The sequence below is a fragment of the Variovorax sp. 05N34 genome (assembly GCF_056397405.1).
The window spans coordinates 311,752-332,913 of sequence record NZ_JBFTNI010000009.1 but is presented as its reverse complement, the minus strand read 5'-3'; the positions used below and the strand labels follow the sequence as shown (position 1 = coordinate 332,913).

Here is a 21,162-nt window from a genome sequence, read left to right as displayed (position 1 = left end):
GCGCGGACCCCACGAAAAGCGAGCACCGCAGGTTGCCCGTAGCGCAGCGAAGGGACGCCCACAGCAGGGTCGCCTTTTCTTTGCTTACTTTCTTTTGGCGAAGCAAAAGAAAGGAAGTCGCCCGCCGGGGCGAGTCCCGGCCAACAGCCTCCCATACCCAACAGCCCCCAAAAAGACTCACCTCATCAACCCAGACACAACCCCCAGCATCCCAGAGATCCCCTCCCCAAACCGAGGCTCCAAAAACCCCCTGAGCTGCGGCATCAACAACTGCAACATCCAAATCCCCGCCAACAAAGTCAACGGAAACCCCACAGCAAAAATACTGAACTGCGGCGAAGCCCGATTCAAAATCCCCATTGCCAGATTGAGTGTCAGCAGCGCAGTCACCAGCGGCAGAGACAACATCAACCCGCTCGCAAAAATCTGCCCCCCACCCGCCACCAGCACCATCCACCCCTGTCCCGACATCGGCCCATCCCTGACCGGCAACACCTGAAAGCTCTCCACCAGCGCGGAGATCATCAAGAGATGCCCATCGAGCGCCACGAAGATCAGCATCGCCAACATATTCAGAAGCCGAGCCACGACCATCGTCGCCCCGCCGTTCATCGGATCGAAGAAGGAAGCGAACGAAAGGCCCATCTGCAGCCCGATGTACTCCCCCGCGGCCATGACGGCGGCAAAGACGAGCTTCATCGTGAACCCCATGGCGACGCCGATCAGCACCTGCTGCACGATGATCCAGACGCCGCCCGCGGACACCACGGGCACATCGGGCATCGGCCCCAACGTAGGCGCCAGCACCAACGCCAGAAGCGCCGCGATGGCCACCTTCACCTGCTTGGGCACCCACGTTTCGCCGAACACAGGGGCAGTGCTCACGAGCGCCAACATGCGCACGAACGGCCAGAGAAAGGCGACGAGCCAGGCGGTGAGTTGCGCCGAGGTGACGGAGAAGACCTGCGGCATCAGCCGATGAGCTGGGGAATGCTCATGAACAGCGCACGGATGTAGTCCAGCATTTGCTCGAGCATCCACGGCCCCACGATGACAAGCGTCGCGAAAATCGCCAGCAGCTTTGGAATGAACGAGAGAGTCTGTTCGTTGATCTGCGTCGCGGCCTGGAAGACGCTGATGATCAGGCCGACGATGAGCGCCACCAACAAGAGTGGCGCTGCGAGCACCAGCGATACCTGGATCGCCTGGTTGCCCATCGTCATGATGGTTTCGGGTGTCATTTCGAACTCCCTACGTATAGAAGCTCTGCGCCAGCGCCCCGATCAGCAGCTGCCAGCCGTCGGCGAGCACAAAGAGCATCAGCTTGAAGGGCAACGCGATGCCGGCGGGCGGCACCATCATCATCCCCATCGACATCAGCACGCTCGCCACCACGAGGTCGATGATGAGAAAGGGAATGAAGATCGTGAAGCCGATCTGGAAGGCGGTCTTCAGTTCGCTGATGACAAAGGAGGGCAGCAGGATGCGCAGGGGGACTTCTTCCGGGCCCTGCATGTCAGGCACCTTCGCCAGCTTGGCGAAGAGGGCGAGGTCGTTCTCGCGGGTCTGGCGCAGCATGAAGGTCTTGAAGGGCTCGATGCCGCGCTCCAGGGCCTTGTCGGTGCTGATCTTGTTCTCGGAGAAGGGCTTGTAGGCGTCGTTGTAGGCCTTGTCGAGCACCGGCGACATGACGAAGAAGGTGAGGAAGAGCGACAGCCCCACGAGCACCTGGTTCGGCGGCGACGACTGCGTACCGATGGCGGTGCGAAGCAGGCCGAGCACGATGAGGATGCGCGTGAAGCTGGTCATGCTCAGCAGCAGCGCGGGCAGGAAGGTCAGCGAGGTCAGCATCACCAGCGTCTGCACGCTGAGTGACCAGGTCTGGCTGCCGCCGGGGCCGGGCGTACTGGTGAGGCCGGGCAGGCCCTGCGTCCAGGCCGCCATGGGCAGGACGGCGGCGAGCAGCACGAAGCCGCCCTTCAGGCTTCGACGAAGAATGTTGCGCATCACGGAGCCGGATGTGTCTTGCCGGTGAGGGATTCGCGCAGCTTCTGCGCGAAGAGGTCAAGGGGTTTCGCAGCCACCCGCATGGTGCTGGTGGATGCATGAGATGCCTGGGATGCATGCGGCACAGCCTGCGCGGGCAGTGTGTGCAGGGTATTGATCTGGCTGGACGTCACGCCAAGCACCAGCCATGTGCCGTTGACGTCGACGACGACGACCCGCTCGCGCTGCCCGATGCTGGAGCTCGACACGACCTTCACCACATGGCCCCCGCCAAAGCGTTGCAAACCAAACCGCCGCGCAAGCCACGCGCACAGAAAGATCAGCCCAAGCACCACCATCATCCCCAGGCCCGCCTGCATCAACCCCGACGCCCCGACCGCCGGCGCGGCCTCGACGCTGTGCGACGGCACCGTCGGCAGCACCGCATGCACCGGCAGCGCCGCAAAGGCCATCGCCGCGGTCAGAAACCGCGCGCTCAGCCCAAGGAAGTCCAGAAATCCCGCGGAACCGGCTTTGCCGGGCCGCCGGGATTGCCCCCTGAAAGGGGGTGTCCGAGCCACACGAAGTGGGCGAGGCTGGGGGTGAGTCATTGCCGAGCTAGCTTCTGCATGCGCTCGGAGGGCGTGATGATGTCCGTCAGGCGAATGCCGTACTTCTCGTTCACCACCACCACTTCGCCCTGCGCAATCAGGTAGCCGTTGATCAGCACGTCCAGGGGCTGGCCGGCCAGGCCGTCGAGTTCGACCACCGATCCTTGCGACAACTGGAGCAGGCTCTTGATGGTGATGCGCGTGCGGCCGATCTCGGCCGTGAGCTGCACCGGCACGTCCATCACGCGCGCGATATCGACGCCCGAGGCGTCGGCGGCGGCCGCGGCTTTTTCCTGGATCTGCTGGAAGACCTGCATCGTGGCGGGCGCCGGAGCGGGCTCGAATGCCGATGCCGATGCCGATGCCGATGCCGATGCGGGTGGCGAGGAGGCGGTCTGCTCGGCGAGCGCCGCGGCCCAGTCGTCGGTGTCGCTGACGGAAGAAGTGTTGTCAGTCATGGTCGTTCTTCAAATCGCTGTCTTGGTGAGTGATCATGTTTTTCACGCGCAGTGCGTAGCGGTCGTTCGCGATGCCGTAGCCGCACTCCATCACCGGAACGCCATCGACCTTGGCCATGACGGTGGTCGGCAGCTCGATGGGCAGTACGTCGCCGACCTGCAGCTTCAGGACTTCGCCAATGGTCGACGACATCGACACGAAGTCGGCGACGAGTTCGACGTCGGCCTCCTGCATCTGCCGGGACATCTGCTTGACCCAGCGCTTGTCGACTTCGACTTCGTCCTGGATCGGATTCGACAGAAGGTCGCGGATCGGCTCGATCATCGAATAGGGAATGCACACGTGCAGGAAGCCGCCGATGGGGCCGAACTCGATCTGCAAGGTGGTGTTGATCACCACCTCGTTGGGAGCGACGATGTTGGCCAGCTTGCCGTGCATTTCCGCGCGCTGGTAGTCGAAGTCGAGCGGATACACCGGCTTCCACGCCTCGCCGTAGCACTGCAGCGAAAGGTCCAGAAGGCGCTTGATGATGCGCTGCTCGGTGCGCGTGAAGTCGCGGCCTTCCACGCGCACGTGATAGCGGCCGTCGCTGCCGAAGAGGTTGTCCACCACGAGGAACACCAGCTTCGGGTCGAACACGAAAAGCGCCGTGCCGCGTAACGGCTTCATGTGCAGCATGTTGATGTTCGCGGGCACCGGAAGGTGGCGCACGAATTCGCCGTACTGCTGGATCTGCACCGGGCCGACGCTGATGTCGGGGCTGCGGCGCATGAAGTTCAGCAGTGCGGCGCGCAGGCCACGCGCAAAGCGGTCGTTGATGACCTCCAGCGTGTGCATGCGGCTGCGCACCACGCGGTCGGGCGCGCCGAGGTCGTAGGCCGGAAGGCCATCGGCCGGCGGAGGGGGCGATGCAGTCTGGTCGACGCTGCCGCCAGTGACGCCTTGCAGCAGGGCATCGACCTCGTCCTGCGAGAGGACTTGTTCATAGGCCATGTGTCGCTTGCCTGGAGGAGGTCACTGCACCACGAAGGTGTTGAACGAGACGCCGGCGATGCCCTGCTCGGGCAACTTGTCGTTCAGCGGGCGATTCAGCTCGGTGCGGATCTCGTCGGCGAGCTTGGTCTTGTCATCGGTCGTCATCAGTGAATCCGGCGCCCGGTTGGACAGCAGCAAGAGCGCGCGGCTGCGCAGCTCGGGCATGAACTCGGTGACTTGCGCCTTCGACGGTTCGTCGCGCATCTTGAGAGCGATGCCCACGTGCAGGAACTTGCCGCGGCCTTCGCTCTGGAGGTTGACGGTCAGTGGCTCCATGGGCACGAAGATGGGTTTTTCGACGACCACCTTGGCGGATTCCGCGGGTGCGTCCCGGTGGCCGAGGAAGACGTAGGCGGCCGCACAGGCGGCGAGGACGCCGACGCCGACCAGAAGCACGATCAGCAGCTTCGAGGAACGGGGCGCGGCGGGAATTGCGGTTGCGGCAGGAGTGGAGGTAGCCATATGGAGCTGGATTTCTTGTTCGGTCTATTCTTTGCGAACTGCCCGGGAGGCGAACGGCTGATCAAGCGTGGAAAAGCGCTTCAGATCCGTCCATTGCCTGGACGTGCGGCAAGCCGTGGACGGCGCGTTCAGGCGAAGGTGTCGAGGCCCGCACCCGCGCGCACGGCGGTTGCCGGTGCGGGCGCAAGGCGCGTGGCCGTGGCGGCGCTGTCGGCGCGGCTGGCGCCCGAATAGTCGGGCGAGCCCTGCTGGCGCCGGGAGGGGTTCTGGTCCGCGAAGGCGCTGCCCTGGCCGAAGGGTTGGCGGGTCTCGGCGCCGACCGAGGTCTGGCCGAGGCTGATGCCCTGTTCGGCGAGCGTCGTGCGCAACTGCGGCAGGGCCGCTTCCACGGCCTTGCGGACGCTTTCGTGCGCGGACATGAACATCGCCTGCGCCTGGTTGTCACCCATCGTCAGCGTGACCTTGAGCGGGCCGAGGCCGGTCGGATTGAGGTTGAGCTCCGCGACGTGGTGGCCGCTGGCGCTCATGCGGATCATCTGCTGGCCGATGGCCGGACCCCATTGGTCGCTGCCGACGGGCGGTGCCACTGACAGTACAGGCGTCGAGCCTGCCGGCGCGGCGGCGCGGTCGCTGGCGGCGGCGATCGTCTGCATTTGCGGCAGCGGCTGCGGCGCGGCGGTGTCGACGTCGAGGACGCTGCCGTCGGTGGAATCAGTGGTTGCGGGCGACGCGGATGTGGTGGATGCCTTTGTGCTTTCAAGCGCGATGGGCGCCGGCGTGGACGACGTGCTGTTCGAGGCGGCCCCAGCCGCTGCATCCTTGGTGGATGCTGTCTTCGCCGGCGATGCGGCGCTCGCTGCCGCCATGGCGGTCGGCTGCTGCGGCATCAGCGCGTCAGCCGTCTGCGAGACGGCGGCATCGGCGTGCGCACCAGCTCCTGATGTGGATGTGGCCGAAGCCGCGGTTGCTTGAAGCTTGGCGTCGGCGGTGGAGGCCTGTGCGCCGGTGCGTGCCGTCGCGTCAACAGCACCTTCGGGCACGGCATCGTCGCTGGCGTCGGCGTCCTCAGTGACGGCCGGTGTGGTCGACGCGGAGTCAGCGCCGGCTTTCTCTGCCGCTGCTCCAACGATCGAAGCGTCTGCCGGCGCTGCGCGGTGGGCGGCGCCGGCGGCTGTTGCGCCGCTCGCACTTCCAACGGCATCGGACTTCGCACCGGCTGCGGCGCGTGCAATGTGTGCCGGCAGCGGCGCAAGCATCGCCATCACGTCCGCCGCGCTGAGTTCGCTCTTTCTCTCGCCGGCGCGCCCTGGCTTGCGACCCGCGCCGGGCGTGGCTGAGGCGGTGCTGGCTGCATCGTCCGCGGTAGGACGGCTCGCCGCGCGCGAACGATCGAGAACCGCGCCGAAGCTCCGGCCCTCAGGTTGCTCGGTGCTGCGTCCACGTGCGCCTGAAGCGCTCGCCGAAGATGCCGAGGATGCCGATGGGGCCGGCAAATTGATGGATGGCGGTGTGACTGTAGGCATGGCGGGCTCCGGGAGCTTCAAAGGGTCGGATTGGCGGCGCGGTCGAAGTACTTCCGGGCCGATCGTTCATCGCTGTCGCGCTGCTCGCGCTTGGCCTGCGCAAGCAGTTCCTGGCGGCGCACGCGCTCGGCAAGGGTGTCGAAGGAATTGAGTCGGCGCTTCTGGTGCTGCCAGTCGCTGCGGCCGTGGTCGAGGCGCTTGTCGGCCTGCACGACGATGGCGCGCTGCTGTTCGATGGCGCCATCCAGCGTGCCGAGGAAGGCCTGGTAGTTGCGCCACTTCGCGGTGGGCAGCCCCTGGCTCATCAGCGCCTGCAACTGCAGGTCGTAGTCCCTGCGGTATTGCACCAGCATGTCCAGCTTCTGGGCCGCGCTGAGCTGGGCGCTCTGCAATGCGCCGAGCCGCCGCGCGGCGTCGTCAGTCTGTGTGCGTGCGAGATCGGTCAGCGTTTCGAGGGGGAGTCGCTGGGGCATGGTGTTCCTTGCTGTGATTGCACTGGATGCGGTGATTCAAGGCTGTTCAGGCGGTCTCGAAGAGCTTGCTCATGCGCTCGATCGATGCGGTGTAGTCGGTGCGCTCTTCCATGGCCTGCTGCAGGAAGGCTTCGATGCGCGGGTACATCGCGATCGCCTGATCCAGTTGCGCGTCATGGCCGGGCGCATAGGCGCCGACGCTGATCAGGTCGCGATTGCGCTGGTAGCGCGACAGCATCTGCTTGAAGCGCCGCACCACCTCGAACTGGGACGGCGGGATGAGCGCGGTCATCGCACGGCTGATGGACGCCTCGATGTCGATGGCGGGATAGTGCCCCGCCTCCGCCAAGGTGCGCGACAGCACGACGTGGCCATCGAGGATGGCGCGGGCCGAATCGGCGATGGGGTCCTGCTGGTCGTCCCCCTCGGAGAGCACCGTGTAGAAGGCGGTGATCGATCCTCCGCGTCCTTCGGCGTCGCGTGCGCCGTTGCCGGCGCGTTCCACCAGCGCGGGCAGTTTCGCGAACACCGAAGGCGGATAGCCCTTGGTGGCCGGCGGCTCGCCCACTGCCAGCGCGATCTCTCGTTGCGCCATGGCGTAGCGGGTCAGCGAATCCATGATGAGCAGCACGTTCCTGCCCTGGTCGCGGAAATACTCCGCCAGACAGGTGGCATAGGCGGCGCCCTGCAGGCGCAGCAATGGTGAGTTGTCCGCAGGCGCGGCAACGACCACCGCGCGCGCGAGGCCTTCTTCGCCCAGCGTGTTCTCGATGAAGTCCTTGACTTCGCGTCCGCGCTCCCCGATCAGGCCCACCACGATGACGTCGGCGCTGGTGTAGCGCGCCATCATTCCCAGCAGCACGCTCTTGCCCACGCCGGAGCCTGCGAAGAGGCCCATGCGTTGGCCGCGGCCGACGGTGAGCATTGCATTGATGGCGCGCACGCCGACGTCGAGCACCGAGTCGATCGGCGCGCGCGACAGCGGGTTCATCGGCGGCGAAGAGAGCGGCACCTTGCGGCTGATGTCCAGCGGCCCGAGGCCGTCGAGCGGCCGGCCGGCAGCGTCGACCACGCGGCCGAGCATGCCTTCGCCCACGGGCAGGCGCTTGGTATGGGCATCGCCGGTGAGGGGAGAGCCGGCTGTTCCAGGTCGCGCAATGACGCGCGCCCCTGGCAGCAGTCCGGCGACTTCGCTTTGCGGCATCAGGAACAATCGATCGCCCGCGAAGCCGACCACTTCGGCCTCCGCATGGCGCTGCGGATGACCCGGCGGCAATTCGATCAGGCAGTCGCTGCCCACCGGCAGTTGCAGGCCCACGGCTTCGAGCACGAGGCCGACGGCGCGCGTCAGGCGGCCCGATTGGGTGGTCATGGCGCATCGGCTCACGTCGGAGCGCGCCTTGCCTAGCGTCGCCAGCCAGGACTGAAGGTGCGGATTGGCGACGGTCGTCATCGGCTCAGACTCCCTGCGCATCGGCATCGCGTTGCAGCGCGGCCGTCACGCTTTTCCAGCGCATCTCCAGGCTGGCGTCGACTTCGCCGTTCGCTGATTGCACACGGCAGCCGCCGCGCGTGATGGTCTCGTCGGCGCGCACCTGCCAGCCCGCAGCCTGAAGCTCGTTGCCGAGGCTGTTCTTCACCAGTGCGACGTCGTCAGCGTGGAGCAGCAGGCGCGGCTCGCCTTGCAGTGCAGGTTCGGCATGCAGAAGGTCTTGCACCATGGGCAGCACCCATTCGGGCTCGGCGCGGAAGGTGCGGTGCACGACCTGCCGTGCCACGTCCAGGGCGAGCGTCAGCAGCGCATCGGCCATCTCGGATTCGGCGCGGCGAATGGCTTCAGGCAGGCTCGTGGCAAGTGCACGCAACTGTTCGGCGTGCGCGCTGGCGGCGGCGAGCCCGGCGGCCATGCCCTCCGTGCGCCCTTCGGCAAAGCCTTCGGCGCGGCCCTTCACCAAGCCTTCGCGGTGGCCTTCGGCCTCGCCCGCGGTGCGCGCTTCACGGCGAAGCCGTGCAAGCTCGGCGGCATGAATCAGCGCCAGCGAGGGCGGCGCTTCGGCGGACGCAAGTCTCGGCCGCGCCGGCGAGGCGGGCGGCGCGGGATCGTTGAGCGTGTCCATCTCCCATCGTTGCCAAGCCGACAACACGGGCTTGGGATGCTTCGGCGCGGGCGTTGGACTGGCCGCTGCGGCGGGCGCCGCATAGGCCGACGCCAGCCGGCCGCGCGCGCCCGGGGCAAAGTTGTGCTTAGACAAAGTCATCGGTACCTGGCGCGGCAATCACGATTTCGCCCATCTCTGCGAGGCGTCGTGCGACTTGCAGGATGGCCTTCTGTTCGGTCTCGACCTGCGACACACGGACTGGCCCGCGAAGCTCCATGTCTTCGCGAAGCGTTTCGGCTGCGCGTTGCGACATGTTGTTGAGGAACTTGTCGCGCAGCGCTTGCGGCGCAGCCTTGAGCGCGATGATGAGCGAGTCGGACTCGATGTCCTTGAGCAGACGCTGGATGCTCCGGTCTTCCAGGCTGAGCAGGTTCTCGAACACGAACATCTCGTCGACGATGCGCTGGGCGAGGGCCTCGTCGGCCTCCCGCACGTGGGCAATGGCCTCTTCTTCCTGCGCGCTCGTCATGAGGTTGACGATCTCCGCCGCGGTCCTCACGCCGCCCAGCCTGCTGCGCTTGAGCCCTTGGCCCGAGAGCATCTCGGTGAGCACGTCGGTGAGCTCGTTGAGCGCCGACGGCTGCACGCCGCCGAAGGTGGCGATGCGCATGATGACGTCGTGCCGCAGGCGTGTCGGCAGCTTCTCGAGCACTTCCGATGCTTTCATGCGGTCCAGGTGGATGAGCACCGTTGCGAGGATCTGCGGATGCTCGTCGCGGATGAGCTCGGCCACTTCGCCGGCTTCGAGTTGGTTGAGGCGCTCGATGCCGCTGTGCGGCTCTTCGGCCTGCAGGATGTCTTCGAGCAAATTGCTGGCGCGGTCTTCGCCGAGCGCCTTCCTGAGCACCGCCCGGATGTAGCTGCTTGATCCGAGGTGCAGCGCCGACAGCTGCTCGGTCTCGTGCCGGAACTCGGCCAGCACGGTGTTGAGTTCATCCTTGGAGACTGACGCGAGCTTGGCCATGGCGAGGCCCAGCGTCTGCACTTCGGCCGTGGGCAGATGGTGCAGGGCGGCGGCCGCACGGTCTTCGCCCAGTGCCATCAGGAGGATGGCGCTCTTGCGGGTTCCGATTTCACTGATCATTGCTGTTCATCCAGTGCTGGATCAGCGTCGCCACCAGCTTGGGATCCTGGTCGGCGGTCTGATGGGCGTAGTCCATGTCGGCCTTCTGGCGCGCTGCTTCTCGCACGCGAAGGGCGTCTTCCTGCGAGATCGGCGCTTCGAGCTCGACCAGCGGTTCGAGTGCCTGTTCTTGGGTCGCGTCCGTGGTTACCAATGGCAGCGGGGGCGCTGGCGGCGGCGCAAGATGCTTGCGCAGGATTGGCCGCAGCACAGCGAACCAGGCGAAGAGGGCGAGCGCTGCGAGCAGCAGGTACTGGCCGGCGGTCTTGGCGAGTTCGATGTTCTCGGGGTCGCGCCAGACTGGAAGTTCGGGTGCCGGCGGCTCGCGGTCTTCGGCGAATGCGCTGTTGACCACGTTCAGCGAATCGCCGCGATCCTGGCTGAAGCCCATGGCTTCCTTGGTGAGATTCCTGATCTGGTCGATCTCCACCGGCGTCAATGCGCGCGCCGCGGTCTTGCCGCCATTCGCCGCTTCCTTGTAGTTCACGACCACCGCGACGGACAGCCGCTTGATGGCGCCTGCGCCTTGCTGGACGTGGCGGATCGAGCGGTCGAGTTCGTAGTTGGTCGTGACGTCCTTGCGCGAACTTCCGGGTCCTGTGGGCGCAGGAGTCGTGACCGAGGAAGCGGCGGCGGCCGTCGCATTGGGTGCGCCCGGCTTGCCCGGCGCAGCGGGAGCCGGCGGCTTCGGCGTCGTGATCGGCGCTGTCGGATTCACCGGCGGCTGGTTCGTCAGCGCGCCGGGTATGCCTCCTGGCGGAGGGGAGCCGTGCTGGCTCGATTCGCTCGACTGCTGGCTCCGAATCGCAGCGGAGGTCGGGTTCTGGTTCGGCTGGTACTTCTCGTCCGTGTGCTCGACGACCGAGAAATCGATGTCCGCGGCGACTTGCGCGCGAACGTTGCTCGCGCCGACGATCGGCTGCAGGATCGCCTCGATGCGGCGGATGTAGCCTTGCTCGATCTCCTGCACATATTTGAGCTGGCTCACGTCCAGGCCGCGCGCCTCGCTGTTGGCCGCCGAGAGCAGGTTGCCGCGCTGGTCGACCACCGTGACGCTTTTCGCGTCCAGTTCCGGCACGCTGCTGGAGATCATGTGCACGATCGCGCTGACCTGGCCTTCGTCGATGCTGCGTCCGCGGTGGAGCGTCAGCACGACCGAGGCCGAGGGCTTCTTCTGTTCGCGCACGAAGAGCGACGGCTTGGGCAGCGCCAGATGCACGCGCGCCGAATCGACCGTGCCGATCGATTCGATGGACCGGGCAAGTTCGCCTTCGAGCGCGCGCTGGTAGTTGACCTGTTCGGCGAACTGGCTCGTGCCGAACTTCTGGTTGTCCATCAGCTCGAAGCCGACGCCGCCCGCCTTGGGCAGGCCTTGCGCCGCGAGCCGAAGCCGCACTTCGGGCAGCTTGTCCCCGGCCACCAGGATCGCGCCGCCGCCTTCGGCAAACTTGTAGGGCACGTTCATCTGCTGGAGCGACGCGATGATCGCGCCGCCGTCGCGGTCCGACACGTTGGTGTAGAGCACCTTGTAGTCGGGCCCGCGATTCCAGAGCGTGAACGCTGCCGCGGCAGCCACCAGCGCAGCTCCGGCGAGGATCATCGGCAGCTTTGGTTGCGCTCGCATTCTTTCCAGGATCGGAGGGAGCGATGGCGCCGCAGGCACCATGCTGCTCGCCGGGGCCAGGGCGCTCATGCGCGAGCCCTCGCCATGGCCGGGGCGCTGGCGCCGTCCGTCTTCATGTTGAAGGTGGAGATTGGTTGTTCAGGGTTCATGCCGGAGGTCGCTGATCGGGTCAACGGACTTGTCGTTTCGCGATCGATTGTCAGCAGGCGTAACAAATTCGATGGGCTGAACAGCGGTGGTTTTTCCCGTCTGTTGACCGCTTGCATAGGGACCTTCCCTTGTTACGCTGAAAGGACGGGGGAGCGCCAAGGCGCTTCCATATCCAGCTCAAAGCTCTCCAGAGAAAGTCCTTCCATGTCGATCTCCGCCATCGAATCCGTCTTGCAACAGATGCGGGTCACAGCGCTGCAAGCCGGCTTTGCGCCCACCACGCCCGCAGCTCCCGCGGAGGCGGGCGGTTTTGCTGCCGAACTCAAGCGTTCGCTCGACAACATCAGCGGTGCGCAGACGCGGGCCTACGGCCAGGCGGAAGCTTTCGAACTTGGCAAGCCGGGCGTCGCGCTCAATGACGTGATGGTCGACCTGCAGAAGGCGAACGTCGCGTTCCAGACTGGGTTGCAAGTGCGCAATCGCCTCGTGTCTGCCTATCAGGAGGTCATGAACCTCCCCGCGTAGTTGGCTCGTCCAGGGTTTTCTCCGACACGTCCCTAAAGGTTTGGAAACTGCTGCCGATAACAACACCAACGATGGCTTGAGTCTCACGGTGAGTTCAGGTCCAGCGTTACGGCCAGAGGCCGGAAGTAGTCCACAACCTTTGTCAACAGGAGTCGAGCATGGCGCAAGTCATCAACACCAACAGTCTCTCGCTGCTCACGCAGAACAATCTCAACAAGTCGCAGTCGTCGCTGAACACGGCCATCGAGCGTCTGTCTTCCGGCATGCGCATCAACAGCGCCAAGGATGACGCCGCCGGCCAGGCCATCGCAAACCGCTTCACGGCCAACATCAAGGGCCTGACGCAAGCATCGCGCAACGCCAACGACGGCATCTCGATCGCTCAAACGACCGAAGGCGCGCTGACCGAAGTCAACAACAACCTGCAACGCGTTCGCGAACTGTCGGTGCAAGCCGCCACCGGCACGAACTCGCAGAGCGACCTGGATTCGATCCAGGGTGAAATCACGCAGCGCCTGGACGAAATCAACCGCGTCTCGCAACAGACCCAGTTCAACGGCGTGAAGGTCCTCTCGGCCGACGCCGGCAAGCTGACCGTGCAAGTCGGTGCGAACGATGGCGAAACCATCGACATCGACCTGCAAGAAATCAGCGCCAAGACGCTGGGCCTGGAGAGCTTCAACGTCAACGGTATCGGGACGGTGAACAAGGCGACCACCAAGGACGACCTGGTGTTGGCTGGCGCTACCAAGGGTTCTCTCGTCAACGGCACTCAGCAGTGGGATGTGGTTACCCCCAACAAGGCGGCGACCTCGGCCAATGTGATGTCCAAGCTGGCTACGGGCGATTCCGTTGCCTACACCGGTACGGACACGGGTTTCGGCAAGGCAGCTACCGCGAGCTACACCTACAGCGCGGCCAACAGCTCGTTCTCCTTCGATGTTGCCGATGTCTCTACGGCCAACAGCAGCAGCTTCCTGACGCCCGCCGCAGGCGGGAGCAAGGCCGCCACGATCACCATCGGCGGCACGTCGCAGGACGTTTTGATCGACAGCGCCGGCAAACTCACCGCGGCTGACGACGGCACGGCACTGTACCTGGACACAACCGGCAATCTGACCAAGAACGGCGGCGGTACCCTGACGCAAGCCAACGTCAACGGCGCGGGCAGTGCCGACTTGGCCACCGCAGCTGCTGCTGGTGACCTTCTGGCCGCCCTGTCCAACGGTACTGACGGTGTGGGTGGCACGATCAAAGTGGGCAGCACGACTTTGACTGCTGACTCGGCGACTGGCGACGTCTTCGACGTGACCGGCGCGACGATTTCTGCCGCAGCGCTCACGAACCTCGGCAATGCGGCTGGCTATTCCGCCACCGTTGCCGCCGGTGGCCCGACCACCTATGACGTGGCAGCCAACGGTGCTGTCACGGTCGGTGGCGCAGCGGCATTCACCGATGCAGCGGGTGCCTTGACCACCGCAACGACCACCACGACCTCGTACTTCGAGCACGCCAATGGCGCAGTGACGGACGGCGCAGGCAATGCGGTCTACGACGACTCGGCCAAGGCTGGCGCGTTCACCCTGAACGCTCGCAGTGGCAACACGTCGACAGCCGATCCGCTCAAGGCCATCGACGCCGCCCTGTCGAAGGTCGACAAGCTGCGCTCTTCGCTGGGTGCCGTGCAGAACCGTTTCGACTCGACGATCGCCAACCTCGGCACCACGATCACCAACCTGTCGTCGTCGCGCTCGCGCATCGAAGACGCGGACTATGCGGTGGAAGTGTCGAACATGACGCGCGCCCAGATCCTGCAACAAGCCGGTACCTCGGTCCTGGCGCAGGCCAACCAGACCACGCAAGGCGTGCTGTCCCTCCTGCGTTAATCGCGAAAGGGAGAACAGGAGCAAGCCCCGGGTCCTTCCCGCAAGGGAAGGTCCTGGTGGCCGCAGGCCTCGGCCTGCGCTTTCCTCTGTGGCCACACCGGTGGCGAGGCTCCAGAGGAAAGCGAAATTGTTCATAGCAATCCAGGAACAACAACATGACCATCAGCAGCGTCGGCGTCGGCTCCAATCTTGACCTGAGCAGCCTCCTCACCCAACTCCAGACGGCTGAAAGCCAGCCGCTGGTGGCGCTCGATGCGACTGCAAAAAGCTATACGAGCAAGCTGTCGGCCTACGGCACGGTGCAGAGCGCGCTCGGCACGCTTCAAGCCGCGGCAAAGAAGCTGGCCGATCCGGCGTTGTTCCAGACCGTGACCGGTACGCCCACGGTGAGCGGAATCCTGTCCGCTTCGTCCACCGACGCGAGTTCGGCGGGCAACTACAACATCACGGTCTCGCAACTGGCGCAGGCCCAATCGGCAATTGCAGCGGGACAGTCGAGCACCACCACGGCCATCGGCAAGGGCAAGATCACGATCGATTTCGGCACTATCACCGGCGGCACCCTGGACGCGGCGACTGGCAAGTACAGCGGTGCCGGCTTCACTGCGGATGCCACGCGCCCCGCAAAGTCGATCACCATCGATTCGAGCAACAACACGTTGAGCGGCATCCGCGACGCCATCAACGCGGCCGATGCGGGCGTCACTGCCAGCATCATCAATGACGGCAGCGGCACACCCTTTCGGCTGGTGCTGGTCTCCTCGCAGACCGGAGAGTCCTCGAGCATGCGGATTTCAGTCGCCGGCGATGCTCCGCTCCAGAACCTCCTGAACAACGACCCGGCAGGCACCCAGAACCTGCAGCAGACGCTCGCGGCACAGAACGCGAAGCTGAACGTCAATGGCATTGCAATCACCAGCGCCACCAACTCCGTCAAGGAAGCCATTCAAGGCACCACGATCAATCTGGTGCAGACCGGTACGACAGGCCTTTCGATGAAGGCGAACACGACATCGGTGACATCCGCAATCAACGACTTCGTCAAGGCCTACAACAGCCTGCAAAGCACCGCGACCAGTTTGACCAGCTACGACGCGGACACCAAGACCGCCGCCGCGCTCGTCGGCGACTCGACCTTGCGCAATCTCCAGACCCGTATTCGCCAGGCGCTCACCGCCCCCCAGAGTGGTGGCCCCAATGACATGAAGGTGCTGACGGAGATCGGTGTGTCGTTCCAGAAGGATGGAACGCTTGCGGTGGACTCGACCAAGCTCTCGAAGGCACTCGACACCAACCTGGAGGGCGTCTCGAAGCTCTTCGCAAGCGATGCCACCAGCACAGCTGGCTATGGCAAGCAGATCTCGTCGATCGTTGACGACCTCAACAAGACGGGCGGCAGCCTTAAGGTGGCGACCGACGGCGTGACTGCCACGATCAAGCAACTCGATGTGCAATACGCCGCGATGCAGACGCGGGTCGACGCCACGATGGACCGCTACCGCACGCAGTTCACGGCCCTCGACGTTCTGGTCAGCAGCATGAACAGCACCATGAACTACCTGACCCAGCAGTTCAACGCCATGAACAACGTGAGCAAGAAGTAAGCAGATCGCGGAGGCTCGTATGTACACATCACACCAATTCAGGTCCGGCGCTGGCGCGTATGCGCGCCTGGGCGTGGAAACGAGCGCGATGAGCGCTTCGCCGCACCAGCTCATCTGCATGCTGTTCGATGGCGCCAAGACGGCGATCGGCATGGCGCGCCACCACATGGTGGCCGGCGAAATCGTCGCCAAGGGCACTGCGATCTCCAAGGCCATCGGCATCGTCGACAACGGCCTCAAGGCGAGCCTCGATGCGAATGCGGCAGGGCCTGCCGGAGAGGCGCTGGTGGCGAACCTGTCTGCGCTTTACGACTATGTCATCCAGCGGCTCATGTTCGCCAACCTGCGCAACGACGTGCAAGCGCTGGGCGAAGCCGAGCAACTTCTCGAGAGCATCGGCTCGGCATGGCGCGAGATTGACGCCGGTGCTGCACGCGGTTGAAGCGGCTGATGCGGCAATGAAAGACACAAGGGACAACATGTCAATCAGGAGTGAAGTCGTGCATTGCTACGACCAACTGGCTTCGCGCGTCGCGCTCATGGCGGACCTCGCGCGGTCAAAGGAATGGGGCCGGCTTCCCGAACTCGAAGCGCAATGCTCGGCAGTGGTCGACCGGCTCAAGGTGCTGGAGCCGCTCGAGACGCTGGAGCCGGCTCAGCTCGATGAAATCGGGCGGCTCATCGGGCGCATTCGCGCCGACCAGGAAGAAGTGTGCCAACTCGTCAAGCCGCAGATCGTGCAGCTTATCGAACGCATGAGCTTCCTGAGCCAGCAGCGAAGCCTCGGCAAGGCCTACGGCCCTTCGCACTGAATAGCTCGACATCGCCATGATCGGACTGTCCGGATTGATCGACACCCTGCTGACGGCAAAGGCTTTGCCGCGGCTGGATGTGCTCGCGATCAAGGGTGAGGCGGAGATCGGCGCACCCGGCCCGGTGCTCGGTGTGGGCAAAGTCGGCAACGACGTGCGGCTGCCTTCCAATGCCGCGCTCGATCGGCTGATTGCTGCGGGAGCCCCGGGCACGCCGCATCCCGAAGGCGCTCCGCGCTCCGTGCAGGCGGAGCTCTCCGTCACCGCCCGTCTTATCAGCGCGTTGCTGGCGGACCTCCATGGCGACGCAGGTCCTGTGCGCGGCCCGGCGCCGGCATGGCCTTCGGCGCAGAGGCCGTCAGCGGCGGCGGTGGCTGGAGCGCTCTCGCAGACAGTGGCGGAAAGCGGGCTCTTCTACGAATCGCACCTCGCCGAGTTCGCGGCAGGCAGCCGCACGCTGGCGCAAATCGCACGCGAGCCGCAAGCGCAGTGGCCTGGCGCCATGCCGACGAGCACAACGACATCGACGTCGACGGCCCCCGCCGCGGGCGCCTGGAGCGATGTTTCTCAGCAGACCGTCGCATCAACGGGCACTTCGGTGGACACGATCCTCCAGGATGCGTCATCCAGGCAGAGCCCAGCGGACAGTGCCCGCCCCACGCACGCCGATGCGAAGCCGCCGGCCGCCGCGCACTTGCCGAGCGACCATGCGGCTGTTGCGGAGGCGGATGCTGCTCATCCCGACGTTGCTCGCGTGCAGGCGGCTTACCGCTGGAGCGAAGCGGCACCCATCATCGACCGCGATGCCACACCCACAGCCAGAGCGGCCGAAGCGACGGCCTCGCGCCATGTGGCAGTTGCCTCCATCGCTAGCTCGCCGGCTGCGGCCGAGATGATTCATCCTCAGGCAGTGACGCTGGTGCACCAGCAACTCGATTTGCTCGCCACGTCCGTCTTCAGGTGGAACGGCCAGGCTTGGCCCGGTGTGCCGATGGATTGGTCGGTGCATCAAGAGACCGAAGAGCGCGAAGACCGTGGATACAACGAAGGGCGTGGCGCCGGCGAGGAAGAAGCGCCGCGGCCATGGTCGACCACCGTAGCGCTCGACCTGCCGCGCCTCGGCGCCGTGGATCTTCGCTTGAGCCTCAGTGGCGACAGCGTGCAAGCACGACTGAAAGCGCGCGACGCATCGACGGTCGAGCGCATGCGCGCCGATGGCGGCGAACTCTCGCGGCGCATGAAGACCGCGGGACTGCGCCTGCAGGAGCTTCACGTCGAGGCCATGGAGCCGCAGCCATGAACGCATTGGCCGACGATCGCCAGGGCGCCGTGGCGCTGTCTCATGCGGATTCCTCCAAGGCGCCGGTCGTGGTGGCGAAGGGCTACGGGGTGGTTGCGGAATCGATCATGCGAGAGGCCAGGGCGAACGGGCTCTACGTCCATTCCTCACCGGAGCTGGTCAAGCTCTTGATGCAAGTGAACCTCGATCGCCAGATCCCGCCGGCGCTGTACCTCGCCGTCGCCGAGGTCATGGTTTGGATTCACGGTCTCGAAGGTGACGCTCAAGCGTCACGGGCGCGTGCGGCATGAAATATTTCACGGTCCTCATATAAAGCCATGTCGTCCAACATGAATGAAATTTCATTGAGAAGGCCTTTGAATTAAGCCGGCATTCAGGAAAACAAATCTGTGCTTAATACTTTTTTAATACTCTAATTGAACGCGGCCGAATGTTTAGATGTATGCCTTCGTCTTACATTCAGAATACAAAAGGCTTTGCATGCAGTCCGAGGCTGACTGGCTTGTAAGAAAAGTCTCACTTTTCGGGATAGTGTTTGCAGAGTGTTAACGATTGTAAATTTTGTGTTTAGACTAGATACCGAACCAAACGGAGTGCAGAGTGGAATTGGAAAATGACAGCGGCGTGAACAATGGCGAAATCTCGAAAGAGATAGGCGACATTAATCTCGCTTATATGCTGCTTGCACAGAAGCTTGCCAAACAAGATCGTGCCGCGGCGATGTACAGATTGGGTGTTGGTCGTGAATTGGCCGATTTGCTGGCAAATATGTCGCTCACGCAGATCGTCAAATTGGCAGCTTCGAATTTTCTGCTTTGCAGTTTTCGGCTCGACGATCACCCCATGTTCGCCGTCTTTGGCGAAGGCAAGGACTCGACCCTGCAGCAGGCGCACATGGCCATCCTGATGGCGGCCCGGCAAATGCAGGCGCGCGAAACGGGCGCAATGGCATGACCAAGAAAAGCGTTCTCGGCGAAGTTCGCCAGGTTCAATTGGCAATTGAGCTCATCGAGCTCGGGGCCCGTCTTCAATTCCTGGAGGCGGAAGTCGGGCTCAGTCGCGAGCGCTTGATCAGGCTCTACAAGGAATTGAAGGGTGTTTCGCCGCCCAAGGGCCTTTTGCCGTTTTCAACGGACTGGTACATGACCTGGCTGGCGAATATCCACTCGTCGATGTTCTACAACATGTACCGCTTCATGCTGGTGGAAGCCAATGAAAGCGAACTCCAGGCGTTGATCAAGAGCTATCGGCTCTATATGGAGCAAATCGAGGCGCACGGGGGCGAAGTCGTGCTGGATTTCACACGTGCCTACACGATGGTCCGCTTTTTCGACAGCGACATGCTCCAGTTGAGCGCCTGCAGCCGTTGCGGCGGGCAATTCGTCGCGCATGCGCACGACAACAAGCGCGGCTATGTGTGTGTTCTCTGCCGGCCGCCTTCGCGTGCGGGCAAGGCGCGCGGCCCCAAGCGCATCGACCTCGACCTGGAGGCGCAAGCCGCTTCCGACGCCTCGCTTCCGCCGCTGGCGGAACCCGTCCTGTCTGCCACAGGGGACGCCGCCCGCTGAACAGGTCTGGTCGAAATCCAGGCTTTCAGGCTTTTTGAATTGACGCCTCAGGGCGAAGGGGACTCGTGTGCTCGTGCTGGTTGGATATCTGGTGGTCCTCGGGGCCGTGTTCGGGGGTTACGCCATCATGGGCGGGCATTTTGGCGTCCTGTTCCAGCCGGTCGAGTTGCTGATGATCGGCGGCTCCGCACTCGGTGCCTTCATCGCCGGCAACAACGGCAAAGTCATCAAGGCGACGATGAAGGAACTGCCGTTGCTGCTGCGTACGTCCAAGCACAACCGGCAGCTCTATATGGACCTACTCGCGCTGCTGTATGAGTTGCTCGCCAAGGCACGCAAGGAAGGAATGATGCGGCTGGAGAACGACGTCGAGTCGCCGGCCGAAAGCGAGATCTTCAACCGCTACCCGTCGATCATGGCGGACGCGGGCGTGATGGAGTTCCTCTGCGACTACCTGCGCCTGCTCATCAGCGGCAACACCGACGCTTTCGAGATCGAGGCGCTGATGGACCACGAAATCGAGACCATCCGCCACGAGGCCGAAGTGCCTTCGCACAGCCTCGCGCGCGTGGCCGATGCACTGCCTGCGCTGGGCATCGTCGCGGCAGTGCTGGGCGTTGTGCATGCACTGGGTTCGGCCAACCTGCCGCCGTCGGAGATGGGCGCGCTGATTGCGCACGCGATGGTCGGTACCTTTCTCGGCGTGCTGCTGGCCTATGGCTTCGTGACGCCGCTGGCGACCGTGATCGACCAGAAGGTGGAAGAGGGCATGAAGGTCTACCAGTGCGCCAAGGTCACGCTGCTCGCCAGCCTGAATGGCTACGCACCGCAGTTGGCCGTGGAGTTCGGCCGCAAGGTGCTCTTCTCGACAGAGCGCCCGTCATTCACCGAGCTGGACGACCACGTCCGCGAAGTCAAGGCGCGTTGACGTGTCCGCAGACAAGAACCGCATCATCGTCAAGCGGGTTGCCGCGGGCGACGGCGGCGGCCATCACGGCGGCGGCTGGAAGATCGCCTATGCCGACTTCATGACGGCCATGATGGCCTTCTTTCTCGTCATGTGGCTCTTGTCGATTTCGTCGCCCAAGCAGCGCGAGGGCATTGCCGAGCACTTCCGCATGCCATTGAAAGTCGCGCTGGCCGGCGGCGAGAAGAGCAGCCTGAGCACCAGCATGATTCCTGGCGGCGGCGCCGACGTCATGCAGACCGAAGGTGAAGTGAAGCTCTCCGACGCCGAACGCGAGGAGATGGAGGACGCCACACGGTTGGCCGACATGAAGAAGCGGCTGGATTCCCTCATCGAGAACAGCCCCGTCTTCAAGCAATTCCGCTCGCAGATCCTGATCGACATCACCACGGAGGGCCTTCGCCTGCAGATCGTGGACAGCGACAAGCGCCCCATGTTCGATCTCGCCAGCGCGCGCGTGGTGCCGCACATGCGCGCGATCCTGCGCGAACTCGGCCCGACGCTGAACGACCTGCCGAACAAGATCACGCTGTCGGGACACACCGATGCGATCGTCTACTCCAATGGAGACAAGGCCTACGGCAATTGGGAGCTGTCGGCGGACCGCGCGAACGCGTCGCGGCGCGAGCTCGTCACCGGCGGCATGACCGAAGGCAAGGTCCTGCGCGTGGTCGGCCTGGCCGACAGCATGCATCTGGACAACGCGAACCCGCGCAATCCGATCAACCGACGCATCAGCATCATCCTGCTCAACCGGCAGACGCAGGATCGCATCGAACGCGAGAACAGCGGCGAAGTCGCCACCACCAGGGCCGGCACGTCGCTGTCCACCGACGCAGGCGGCGACATCGTGAAGTCGTCGTCTCTCAAGCCTTCAGCAGCGACGCAATAACAG

24 protein-coding genes are annotated in these 21,162 nt (G+C 64.3%); 11 read left to right on the top strand and 13 right to left on the bottom strand.

The window, feature by feature from the left end; genetic code table 11:
- Window positions 1-177: 177 nt before the first annotated feature.
- The 13 genes from fliR to fliF form a co-directional block, all read right to left on the bottom strand.
- Entirely contained in the window at window positions 178-972 is a 795-nt protein-coding gene (fliR, locus tag AC1DMA_RS24415) for a flagellar biosynthetic protein FliR (RefSeq protein WP_478127074.1), read from the bottom strand.
- Window positions 972-1,241, bottom strand: a complete 270-nt coding sequence (gene fliQ / locus AC1DMA_RS24410) for a flagellar biosynthesis protein FliQ (protein ID WP_478127073.1) — start codon at window positions 1,239-1,241, stop codon at window positions 972-974. Before fliQ ends, fliR begins: the two co-directional genes overlap by 1 nt.
- Before the next feature lie 10 nt (window positions 1,242-1,251).
- Window positions 1,252-2,007, bottom strand: a complete 756-nt coding sequence (gene fliP / locus AC1DMA_RS24405) for a flagellar type III secretion system pore protein FliP (protein WP_478145743.1) — start codon at window positions 2,005-2,007, stop codon at window positions 1,252-1,254.
- Complete coding sequence (gene fliO, locus AC1DMA_RS24400; protein WP_478145742.1) at window positions 2,007-2,597, bottom strand: flagellar biosynthetic protein FliO; 591 nt, start codon at window positions 2,595-2,597, stop codon at window positions 2,007-2,009. The genes fliP and fliO overlap by 1 nt, the downstream gene beginning before the upstream one ends.
- Window positions 2,594-3,055: a flagellar motor switch protein FliN gene (gene fliN / locus AC1DMA_RS24395; protein ID WP_478145741.1), complete on the bottom strand. Its 462-nt coding sequence runs from the start codon at window positions 3,053-3,055 to the stop codon at window positions 2,594-2,596. The genes fliO and fliN overlap by 4 nt, the downstream gene beginning before the upstream one ends.
- Complete coding sequence (gene fliM, locus AC1DMA_RS24390) at window positions 3,048-4,049, bottom strand: flagellar motor switch protein FliM (RefSeq protein WP_478127069.1); 1,002 nt, start codon at window positions 4,047-4,049, stop codon at window positions 3,048-3,050. The genes fliN and fliM overlap by 8 nt, the downstream gene beginning before the upstream one ends.
- Window positions 4,050-4,070: 21 nt before the next feature.
- The gene (locus tag AC1DMA_RS24385) at window positions 4,071-4,553 is read right to left on the bottom strand and encodes a flagellar basal body-associated FliL family protein (RefSeq protein WP_478127068.1); all 483 of its coding nucleotides are present in this window, start codon (window positions 4,551-4,553) and stop codon (window positions 4,071-4,073) included.
- 128 nt (window positions 4,554-4,681) lie between these two features.
- Entirely contained in the window at window positions 4,682-6,076 is a 1,395-nt protein-coding gene (locus AC1DMA_RS24380; RefSeq protein ID WP_478145740.1) for a flagellar hook-length control protein FliK, read from the bottom strand.
- 17 nt (window positions 6,077-6,093) lie between these two features.
- A complete protein-coding gene (gene fliJ, locus AC1DMA_RS24375; RefSeq protein ID WP_478145739.1) occupies window positions 6,094-6,549 on the bottom strand; it encodes a flagellar export protein FliJ in 456 nt (151 codons plus the stop codon).
- Window positions 6,550-6,595: 46 nt separating this feature from the next.
- Window positions 6,596-8,029 (bottom strand): flagellar protein export ATPase FliI, encoded by a 1,434-nt coding sequence (gene fliI, locus AC1DMA_RS24370; protein ID WP_478145738.1) that lies wholly within the window; start codon window positions 8,027-8,029, stop codon window positions 6,596-6,598.
- Window positions 8,007-8,807, bottom strand: coding sequence for a flagellar assembly protein FliH (gene fliH, locus AC1DMA_RS24365; protein WP_478145737.1), 801 nt, complete (start codon window positions 8,805-8,807; stop codon window positions 8,007-8,009). The genes fliI and fliH overlap by 23 nt, the downstream gene beginning before the upstream one ends.
- A complete protein-coding gene (gene fliG, locus AC1DMA_RS24360; protein WP_478127063.1) occupies window positions 8,794-9,792 on the bottom strand; it encodes a flagellar motor switch protein FliG in 999 nt (332 codons plus the stop codon). Before fliG ends, fliH begins: the two co-directional genes overlap by 14 nt.
- Complete coding sequence (gene fliF, locus AC1DMA_RS24355; protein ID WP_478145736.1) at window positions 9,782-11,524, bottom strand: flagellar basal-body MS-ring/collar protein FliF; 1,743 nt, start codon at window positions 11,522-11,524, stop codon at window positions 9,782-9,784. The genes fliG and fliF overlap by 11 nt, the downstream gene beginning before the upstream one ends.
- A 285-nt stretch (window positions 11,525-11,809) precedes the next feature.
- Between fliF and fliE the strand changes: the two genes are divergently transcribed.
- The 11 genes from fliE (at window position 11,810) to motB (ending at window position 21,159) form a co-directional block, all read left to right on the top strand.
- Window positions 11,810-12,130 (top strand): flagellar hook-basal body complex protein FliE, encoded by a 321-nt coding sequence (gene fliE, locus AC1DMA_RS24350; RefSeq protein ID WP_478127061.1) that lies wholly within the window; start codon window positions 11,810-11,812, stop codon window positions 12,128-12,130.
- 158 nt (window positions 12,131-12,288) lie between these two features.
- Window positions 12,289-14,016, top strand: coding sequence for a FliC/FljB family flagellin (locus AC1DMA_RS24345; RefSeq protein ID WP_478145735.1), 1,728 nt, complete (start codon window positions 12,289-12,291; stop codon window positions 14,014-14,016).
- Window positions 14,017-14,171: 155 nt separating this feature from the next.
- Window positions 14,172-15,620, top strand: coding sequence for a flagellar filament capping protein FliD (gene fliD / locus AC1DMA_RS24340; RefSeq protein ID WP_478145733.1), 1,449 nt, complete (start codon window positions 14,172-14,174; stop codon window positions 15,618-15,620).
- 19 nt (window positions 15,621-15,639) lie between these two features.
- On the top strand, window positions 15,640-16,062 hold the full coding sequence (fliS, locus tag AC1DMA_RS24335; RefSeq protein WP_478145732.1) for a flagellar export chaperone FliS: 423 nt from the start codon (window positions 15,640-15,642) through the stop codon (window positions 16,060-16,062).
- 37 nt (window positions 16,063-16,099) lie between these two features.
- Window positions 16,100-16,432 (top strand): flagellar protein FliT, encoded by a 333-nt coding sequence (locus tag AC1DMA_RS24330; RefSeq protein WP_478127057.1) that lies wholly within the window; start codon window positions 16,100-16,102, stop codon window positions 16,430-16,432.
- 16 nt (window positions 16,433-16,448) lie between these two features.
- Window positions 16,449-17,732, top strand: coding sequence for a flagellar hook-length control protein FliK (gene fliK / locus AC1DMA_RS24325; RefSeq protein WP_478145731.1), 1,284 nt, complete (start codon window positions 16,449-16,451; stop codon window positions 17,730-17,732).
- Entirely contained in the window at window positions 17,729-18,022 is a 294-nt protein-coding gene (locus AC1DMA_RS24320; RefSeq protein ID WP_478145730.1) for an EscU/YscU/HrcU family type III secretion system export apparatus switch protein, read from the top strand. Before fliK ends, AC1DMA_RS24320 begins: the two co-directional genes overlap by 4 nt.
- 310 nt (window positions 18,023-18,332) lie before the next feature.
- Complete coding sequence (gene flhD / locus AC1DMA_RS24315) at window positions 18,333-18,686, top strand: flagellar transcriptional regulator FlhD (RefSeq protein ID WP_478145729.1); 354 nt, start codon at window positions 18,333-18,335, stop codon at window positions 18,684-18,686.
- On the top strand, window positions 18,683-19,300 hold the full coding sequence (gene flhC, locus AC1DMA_RS24310) for a flagellar transcriptional regulator FlhC (RefSeq protein ID WP_478145728.1): 618 nt from the start codon (window positions 18,683-18,685) through the stop codon (window positions 19,298-19,300). The genes flhD and flhC overlap by 4 nt, the downstream gene beginning before the upstream one ends.
- Before the next feature lie 67 nt (window positions 19,301-19,367).
- Entirely contained in the window at window positions 19,368-20,228 is an 861-nt protein-coding gene (gene motA, locus AC1DMA_RS24305) for a flagellar motor stator protein MotA (protein ID WP_478127052.1), read from the top strand.
- Window position 20,229: 1 nt separating this feature from the next.
- Entirely contained in the window at window positions 20,230-21,159 is a 930-nt protein-coding gene (motB, locus tag AC1DMA_RS24300; RefSeq protein ID WP_478127051.1) for a flagellar motor protein MotB, read from the top strand.
- The last annotated feature ends 3 nt before the right edge of the window (window positions 21,160-21,162 follow it).

Bases quoted from the DNA above. Each gene is read 5' to 3' on its own strand.
- fliR (WP_478127074.1), bottom strand. From the start codon at position 972: ATGCCGCAGGTCTTCTCCGTCACCTCGGCGCAACTCACCGCCTGGCTC.
- fliQ (WP_478127073.1), bottom strand. From the start codon at position 1,241: ATGACACCCGAAACCATCATGACGATGGGCAACCAGGCGATCCAGGTA.
- fliP (WP_478145743.1), bottom strand. From the start codon at position 2,007: ATGCGCAACATTCTTCGTCGAAGCCTGAAGGGCGGCTTCGTGCTGCTC.
- fliO (WP_478145742.1), bottom strand. From the start codon at position 2,597: ATGACTCACCCCCAGCCTCGCCCACTTCGTGTGGCTCGGACACCCCCT.
- fliN (WP_478145741.1), bottom strand. From the start codon at position 3,055: ATGACTGACAACACTTCTTCCGTCAGCGACACCGACGACTGGGCCGCG.
- fliM (WP_478127069.1), bottom strand. From the start codon at position 4,049: ATGGCCTATGAACAAGTCCTCTCGCAGGACGAGGTCGATGCCCTGCTG.
- AC1DMA_RS24385 (WP_478127068.1), bottom strand. From the start codon at position 4,553: ATGGCTACCTCCACTCCTGCCGCAACCGCAATTCCCGCCGCGCCCCGT.
- AC1DMA_RS24380 (WP_478145740.1), bottom strand. From the start codon at position 6,076: ATGCCTACAGTCACACCGCCATCCATCAATTTGCCGGCCCCATCGGCA.
- fliJ (WP_478145739.1), bottom strand. From the start codon at position 6,549: ATGCCCCAGCGACTCCCCCTCGAAACGCTGACCGATCTCGCACGCACA.
- fliI (WP_478145738.1), bottom strand. From the start codon at position 8,029: ATGCCGATGCGCAGGGAGTCTGAGCCGATGACGACCGTCGCCAATCCG.
- fliH (WP_478145737.1), bottom strand. From the start codon at position 8,807: ATGACTTTGTCTAAGCACAACTTTGCCCCGGGCGCGCGCGGCCGGCTG.
- fliG (WP_478127063.1), bottom strand. From the start codon at position 9,792: ATGATCAGTGAAATCGGAACCCGCAAGAGCGCCATCCTCCTGATGGCA.
- fliF (WP_478145736.1), bottom strand. From the start codon at position 11,524: ATGAGCGCCCTGGCCCCGGCGAGCAGCATGGTGCCTGCGGCGCCATCG.
- fliE (WP_478127061.1), top strand. From the start codon at position 11,810: ATGTCGATCTCCGCCATCGAATCCGTCTTGCAACAGATGCGGGTCACA.
- AC1DMA_RS24345 (WP_478145735.1), top strand. From the start codon at position 12,289: ATGGCGCAAGTCATCAACACCAACAGTCTCTCGCTGCTCACGCAGAAC.
- fliD (WP_478145733.1), top strand. From the start codon at position 14,172: ATGACCATCAGCAGCGTCGGCGTCGGCTCCAATCTTGACCTGAGCAGC.
- fliS (WP_478145732.1), top strand. From the start codon at position 15,640: ATGTACACATCACACCAATTCAGGTCCGGCGCTGGCGCGTATGCGCGC.
- AC1DMA_RS24330 (WP_478127057.1), top strand. From the start codon at position 16,100: ATGTCAATCAGGAGTGAAGTCGTGCATTGCTACGACCAACTGGCTTCG.
- fliK (WP_478145731.1), top strand. From the start codon at position 16,449: ATGATCGGACTGTCCGGATTGATCGACACCCTGCTGACGGCAAAGGCT.
- AC1DMA_RS24320 (WP_478145730.1), top strand. From the start codon at position 17,729: ATGAACGCATTGGCCGACGATCGCCAGGGCGCCGTGGCGCTGTCTCAT.
- flhC (WP_478145728.1), top strand. From the start codon at position 18,683: ATGACCAAGAAAAGCGTTCTCGGCGAAGTTCGCCAGGTTCAATTGGCA.